The organism is Asaia astilbis JCM 15831 (genome assembly GCF_000613845.1).
GTDB classification, from domain to species: domain Bacteria; phylum Pseudomonadota; class Alphaproteobacteria; order Acetobacterales; family Acetobacteraceae; genus Asaia; species Asaia astilbis.
On the sequence record NZ_BAJT01000035.1, the window covers coordinates 1 to 4,243 of the forward strand.

The following is a 4,243-nucleotide window of genomic DNA, read 5'->3' on the forward strand; positions in this document are numbered from 1 at the left end:
GATATGCGAGCGCCACATCAGCGCGCGCGGCTTTCTGCTCGGCGGGCGTCATTGTGCCAATCCTTTCGTTTGCTCGGCTAAGCGCACCTTCTCAACGACTGACAAGTGACCGGCAGTCGCGTTACACCCTCGGTGTGTGACCGCCATGTTTGTAAGGTTGTCTGGGCCGCCGTGAGTTAGCGATACCAAATGCTCTATGCTGAATTCTTCGAACGAAACGGGCTTGCCGCAATAGAAGCAATCATGACCATCTCTGGCTGTAAGGTTTTCATATTTGATGCGGCGCTTCCTCGGTCCTCTCTTCGTCCGCGGGGTCGCTCTCCATGCCCTTCCCGCCTTCCAAGCCTCCCAAGAATCTGCGGCGCGTTGGTTCCACTTCAGGTCGCCATTCGCGTTGCGGTAGATGATGCAAACCCCGCCGGGGCCGGTAAAGCGCGCGACTTCCCAAACGCTGGTTGCGGTCAAGACGCATCCCCCGCGCTCGGTCACGAACGTCATGAGACCCGACAGATCCTTATCGGATAGGTCAGCGCGTCGAGCGGGCGTCATTGTGCTGACTCCGTGGCAGTCGCCCTATTCACTGGGCTCCCAATCCAATCAATCAGGTAATTAGCCGCCTCTAAGCACTGATTACCTTGGGCATTGAATTCATCGGCCTCTCGCTCCGGCTTTCCGCCTGAGAGAGCAAACAGCCGATGTGCGGCGAGTTTAAGAGCGTAGTCGGCGCGATTAATATCTGCGACCGATACCAAGATATGGTGCCTCATAGCCCGGCCCTCTGCTCGAGAGCCTGCTCGGTCGGCGTTGACTCCTTCAGGTAGTCGAAGCAACCGGCGATCTCGATCATGTCGAAAGCGTCGGTGTCGTTCACCTTGGCAAGTTCTTGGTTGATCTTTCGCTCGGCGGCCTGGATCACCCACATGATCTTCTGAGCCGCCTTCACGTCACGTTGCAGCGCGTGCAGGTAATTGTGTGACGACTGGGCCGCAAAATAAGGACTGCGCGGACTGATGCTCCGCATCTGCATTCCGTCTGGATATGCCATCTCTACTTCTCCATCACTGGAAACACTGGCCGGAAACCCGGCTTGTTCGGCCCCGGCGTACCGGGGTCGCGTCAAGCGGGGTCAGTGGCGAACGAGACCGATCGTGTCGGACATGCCTGTTTCAAGACGCGGCTTGTTGGCCTTGGCCTTCGCAATCTTGATGGCCATGCGGTCAACGCCCTTGCGTGTAAGCTTGAACTCGAGGTCAACGAAGTCCTCGCCTTCTCTGACGTAGGTGCGCGGGGTCATGACGGTGTATTCGTGCTCACGACCATAATGCGTTGACTTGAGCTTGCGGCTCTCTCTGCAAGCCCATCCCCAGTCGAGAGCGAGCCTGACCACCTCGTTCTGACCGATCTGCAAATGTCGCCCAGCATCACGGACGCCCATGGGCTTGCTCGTGGCAGCTTCCATGATGTCCATGGCGTCGGCTTTGGGTTGTGTGATTGCGATCTGAGCCTTCTGTCGCTCGATTGTCGCTTGCATGACCGTTAGGGCGCGGGCTGCCAGTTCTTCCGGCGTCTCGTCCGGCGCTGCCACCATGTATCCACCGTTCTTGCGGATCGCTGGGAGGACTTCCTCAAAGACCCAACGCTCGAACTGCTGCGCCTCGGGCAGCTTGCTGCGGACGATCAGGCGGAGAACGTCGGGCTCAGAGAGAACGCGTACTTCCTGCATTCCGCCTTCGGTAGAAAGGGGGTAGCGTTTCGCGACCCCCTTGCAGTGCTTGGAAATCGCATCCGCAGCGTTCGAGTATCCCAAACGCTCGGCGACATCCTTGCCGACGAAGTGCGGCGCGTCGTCCAGAATGACGACACGGATATCAGCATTATCGAAAACGAAGGTTGTTGGCTCGGTTGCCATCTGGCGTCCCCATCGGTGTTGATGGGGCGATCATGGGATATGTCCCACTTGCCTGTCAATTACAAAATGGGAGACATCCCACTTTATTTTTGCGTCATCACCCGAAGGATACCATAGGCTTCGGGCGGTAGCTGGCGACAACGAGAGCGTGAACGAACACGTCTGGCATCCCGGCGTCATGTTCATTCCCGCAAACTGGCACACGCACGGGAACGGCGAAATCCGGATTGGTGCTTTGTGGCCAGAGAATAATCTCTCCAGTTTCGAGAACCTGGGCGGCCTTCACTGTAGCCTCGAAGTCGTCCGAGGTGCCTGACCTTTGCACCGCGACAACGATTTCTCCCGTTTGAGGCATCCGCCCCAGATCGGAGAAGTTGATAACTACAACGATCGAACCATCTGGAAAGACCCGGTTCATTGAATCGCCTTTTACGAGCAGGCCATATCGACGGAGGCCAGCGTATGCAGCGTCTAGGGGTACGGTGATGGCGTACCAGTCAGCGGTAGGCCATTCCATCGCGTCTCTCCATACTCCCGCCTGCACGTCTCCGCGAACCTCTATCTGCGTTGTGTGAACAGGATGAACCGTTGATCCAGTCCCAAGCAAGTCGTCAGATGTGCAGCCAAGGACGGCAGCTATTCTTGCCAGCTTTGACGCCTCCGGGTTCTTCGATCTCCCCTTGAGGATGTCGCGCACATAGGTCTCGTTTAGGTCTGCGTCTCGAGCAAGAGACTTCTGTTTGAACCCGCGTTCATCCATTCGGCGCTTGAGTTCTTGAGCAATGAATGAGTCTGTCATGTTGGGAAGTATCCCATAGCCCCTCTCAGATAGGCAGGTGAGACCTATCCCATTATTTCTTGTTGACGAGATGGGATTTGTCCCATTATGGTCGCCTTATGAGCACGAATATCTCCCTACTCAGGGAAATCGAGGCTTTCACTCGCGGAGCGGGGATTGCTGAGAGCACGTTCGGCCTACAGGCCGTTAATGATGGAAAGTTGGTCGCTCGCTTGCGTGGTGGCGGTCGCATGTATCGCGAAACGGAAGATCGGATACGCGAGTTCATGGCGAACTACGCCCCGACAGCCCGCACCCGCCGCACCCCCACGGAGGCCCGCCCATGACCTCCAAGGATCCGATCCGCGCTTGCGAGCACCTCGAGACCGTCACCGTGACTGACCTGAGCGGCAGGACAGTCACGGGGTTTGTGCCTTCTGACGGCAAAGGCAATGGCTTCCGTTTTCCTGACAGTGCAATCGTCACGCCAGAAGAAATTAGGAGCCGCCTTTTTCACGATGAGCATGATGCACGGCCATCATCTTATCAAACCCGAAGCGCAAATTCTCGGCTACTCGAAGTTGTGCGCGGTATGTGTCGTCGTCTGGCGTTCCTTCTCGGAAGGATTGATAGGCGGTTAGCAGGTGATCGACCGCTTTCATTTTTTCATCGTCTCCGCACGCGAGAGCGCCGAGTAGATTTCCGGTCATTATACTCAGGTGTTGGATCATTCTCATTTCGAGAGATTTCGGCATTTTGTCCTCCTCTATTGCTGTGGCCGGCCAGCCTGATCCTCGTGGCCATTGTGGGCAACCGATTCCGCACTGGTGGAGCCCGCCCATGACCTCCCCCAAAAATCCCCCCCTTCTCCCTCTTGGGAGACCTGTCCGCGCTCGACGTGCAGAGCATCGCCAAGCGCACTGAACGAAAGGCTGGGAAATGACCGACACAAAGAAATGCGAAGAGTGCTCGCTCGAGTTCTCGCGTCCGAAGGGTCTGAAGGGTCTGAAGACCTGGAACTGGAACCAGCGCCGCTTTTGCAGCCCGTATTGCACTTCCAGTTACGGTGCGAAGCTGGCCGAACAGAGCAAGTCGAAGGCCGTGAAAGACCCGCGCTTTGATAATTACACGCTCAGCGACGTGATCCGGGATTGCGGGGGCTCTACGAAGCTCTCGGAAAAGATCCGCGTCATGGCTGCGACCATTCGGGAATGGCGGAAGATACCGGAAAAGCACGTCACCCGCGTAAGCCATATCGGCAATCTTCCCCGCTATGTCGTGGCGCGCGCTGTGTCGGACAAACCGCCCGAGCCCGTCGCCAAGCCGTCGATGTCTGAGAACCGCGTTGAGCCGTTCCCTGCCGGACACGACGCCACTTGGGGCGCGATGATGCCCGGCGTGTCGTGGAAAGAGGCGCAGGCCATGACCTCTCACATGGGGAGACTGTGACATGCGGGATGCTCCCAAAACGTGGATGGTCATCGGCTTCGTCTCTCCGTCGAGCGGCTCGATGATCGACGCCCCCGGCGCGGTCATGAGCATTTCCGAGGCCAATC

7 protein-coding genes are annotated in these 4,243 nt (G+C 57.6%); 2 read left to right on the forward strand and 5 right to left on the reverse strand.

Annotated features, from left to right (window positions below; genetic code table 11):
* Nucleotides 1–48: 48 nt before the first annotated feature.
* The 4 genes from JCM15831_RS24135 to JCM15831_RS19675 all read right to left on the reverse strand — a co-directional run bounded on the left by JCM15831_RS24135 (nucleotide 49) and on the right by JCM15831_RS19675 (nucleotide 2,708).
* Nucleotides 49–549, reverse strand: coding sequence for an HNH endonuclease (locus JCM15831_RS24135; RefSeq protein ID WP_025824878.1), 501 nt, complete (start codon nucleotides 547–549; stop codon nucleotides 49–51).
* Nucleotides 550–763: 214 nt separating this feature from the next.
* On the reverse strand, nucleotides 764–1,021 hold the full coding sequence (locus JCM15831_RS15040) for a hypothetical protein (protein WP_198024366.1): 258 nt from the start codon (nucleotides 1,019–1,021) through the stop codon (nucleotides 764–766).
* A gap of 105 nt (nucleotides 1,022–1,126) precedes the next feature.
* On the reverse strand, nucleotides 1,127–1,909 hold the full coding sequence (locus tag JCM15831_RS20680; RefSeq protein WP_025824881.1) for a BRO family protein: 783 nt from the start codon (nucleotides 1,907–1,909) through the stop codon (nucleotides 1,127–1,129).
* Nucleotides 1,910–2,006: 97 nt separating this feature from the next.
* Complete coding sequence (locus tag JCM15831_RS19675; RefSeq protein ID WP_084490740.1) at nucleotides 2,007–2,708, reverse strand: LexA family protein; 702 nt, start codon at nucleotides 2,706–2,708, stop codon at nucleotides 2,007–2,009.
* Nucleotides 2,709–2,785: 77 nt separating this feature from the next.
* On the opposite strand from JCM15831_RS19675, the gene JCM15831_RS15055 reads away from it, so the two are divergent.
* Nucleotides 2,786–3,034 (forward strand): hypothetical protein, encoded by a 249-nt coding sequence (locus JCM15831_RS15055; protein ID WP_156938933.1) that lies wholly within the window; start codon nucleotides 2,786–2,788, stop codon nucleotides 3,032–3,034.
* A gap of 150 nt (nucleotides 3,035–3,184) precedes the next feature.
* Here JCM15831_RS15055 and JCM15831_RS15060 read toward each other — a convergent pair whose 3' ends face one another.
* Nucleotides 3,185–3,442 carry a hypothetical protein gene (locus tag JCM15831_RS15060; RefSeq protein WP_025824884.1) on the reverse strand — a complete coding sequence of 86 codons (258 nt, stop codon included), beginning with the start codon at nucleotides 3,440–3,442 and terminating at the stop codon, nucleotides 3,185–3,187.
* A gap of 184 nt (nucleotides 3,443–3,626) precedes the next feature.
* Here JCM15831_RS15060 and JCM15831_RS15065 point away from each other — a divergent pair, with 184 nt between their 5' ends.
* A complete protein-coding gene (locus JCM15831_RS15065) occupies nucleotides 3,627–4,136 on the forward strand; it encodes a hypothetical protein (protein ID WP_025824885.1) in 510 nt (169 codons plus the stop codon).
* The last annotated feature ends 107 nt before the right edge of the window (nucleotides 4,137–4,243 follow it).

Coding starts and splice junctions, on each gene's coding strand:
- JCM15831_RS19675 (WP_084490740.1), bottom strand. CDS start 2,708: ATGACAGACTCATTCATTGCTCAAGAACTCAAGCGCCGAATGGATGAA.
- JCM15831_RS15040 (WP_198024366.1), bottom strand. CDS start 1,021: ATGCGGAGCATCAGTCCGCGCAGTCCTTATTTTGCGGCCCAGTCGTCA.
- JCM15831_RS15060 (WP_025824884.1), bottom strand. CDS start 3,442: ATGCCGAAATCTCTCGAAATGAGAATGATCCAACACCTGAGTATAATG.
- JCM15831_RS15065 (WP_025824885.1), top strand. CDS start 3,627: ATGACCGACACAAAGAAATGCGAAGAGTGCTCGCTCGAGTTCTCGCGT.
- JCM15831_RS20680 (WP_025824881.1), bottom strand. CDS start 1,909: ATGGCAACCGAGCCAACAACCTTCGTTTTCGATAATGCTGATATCCGT.
- JCM15831_RS24135 (WP_025824878.1), bottom strand. CDS start 549: ATGACGCCCGCTCGACGCGCTGACCTATCCGATAAGGATCTGTCGGGT.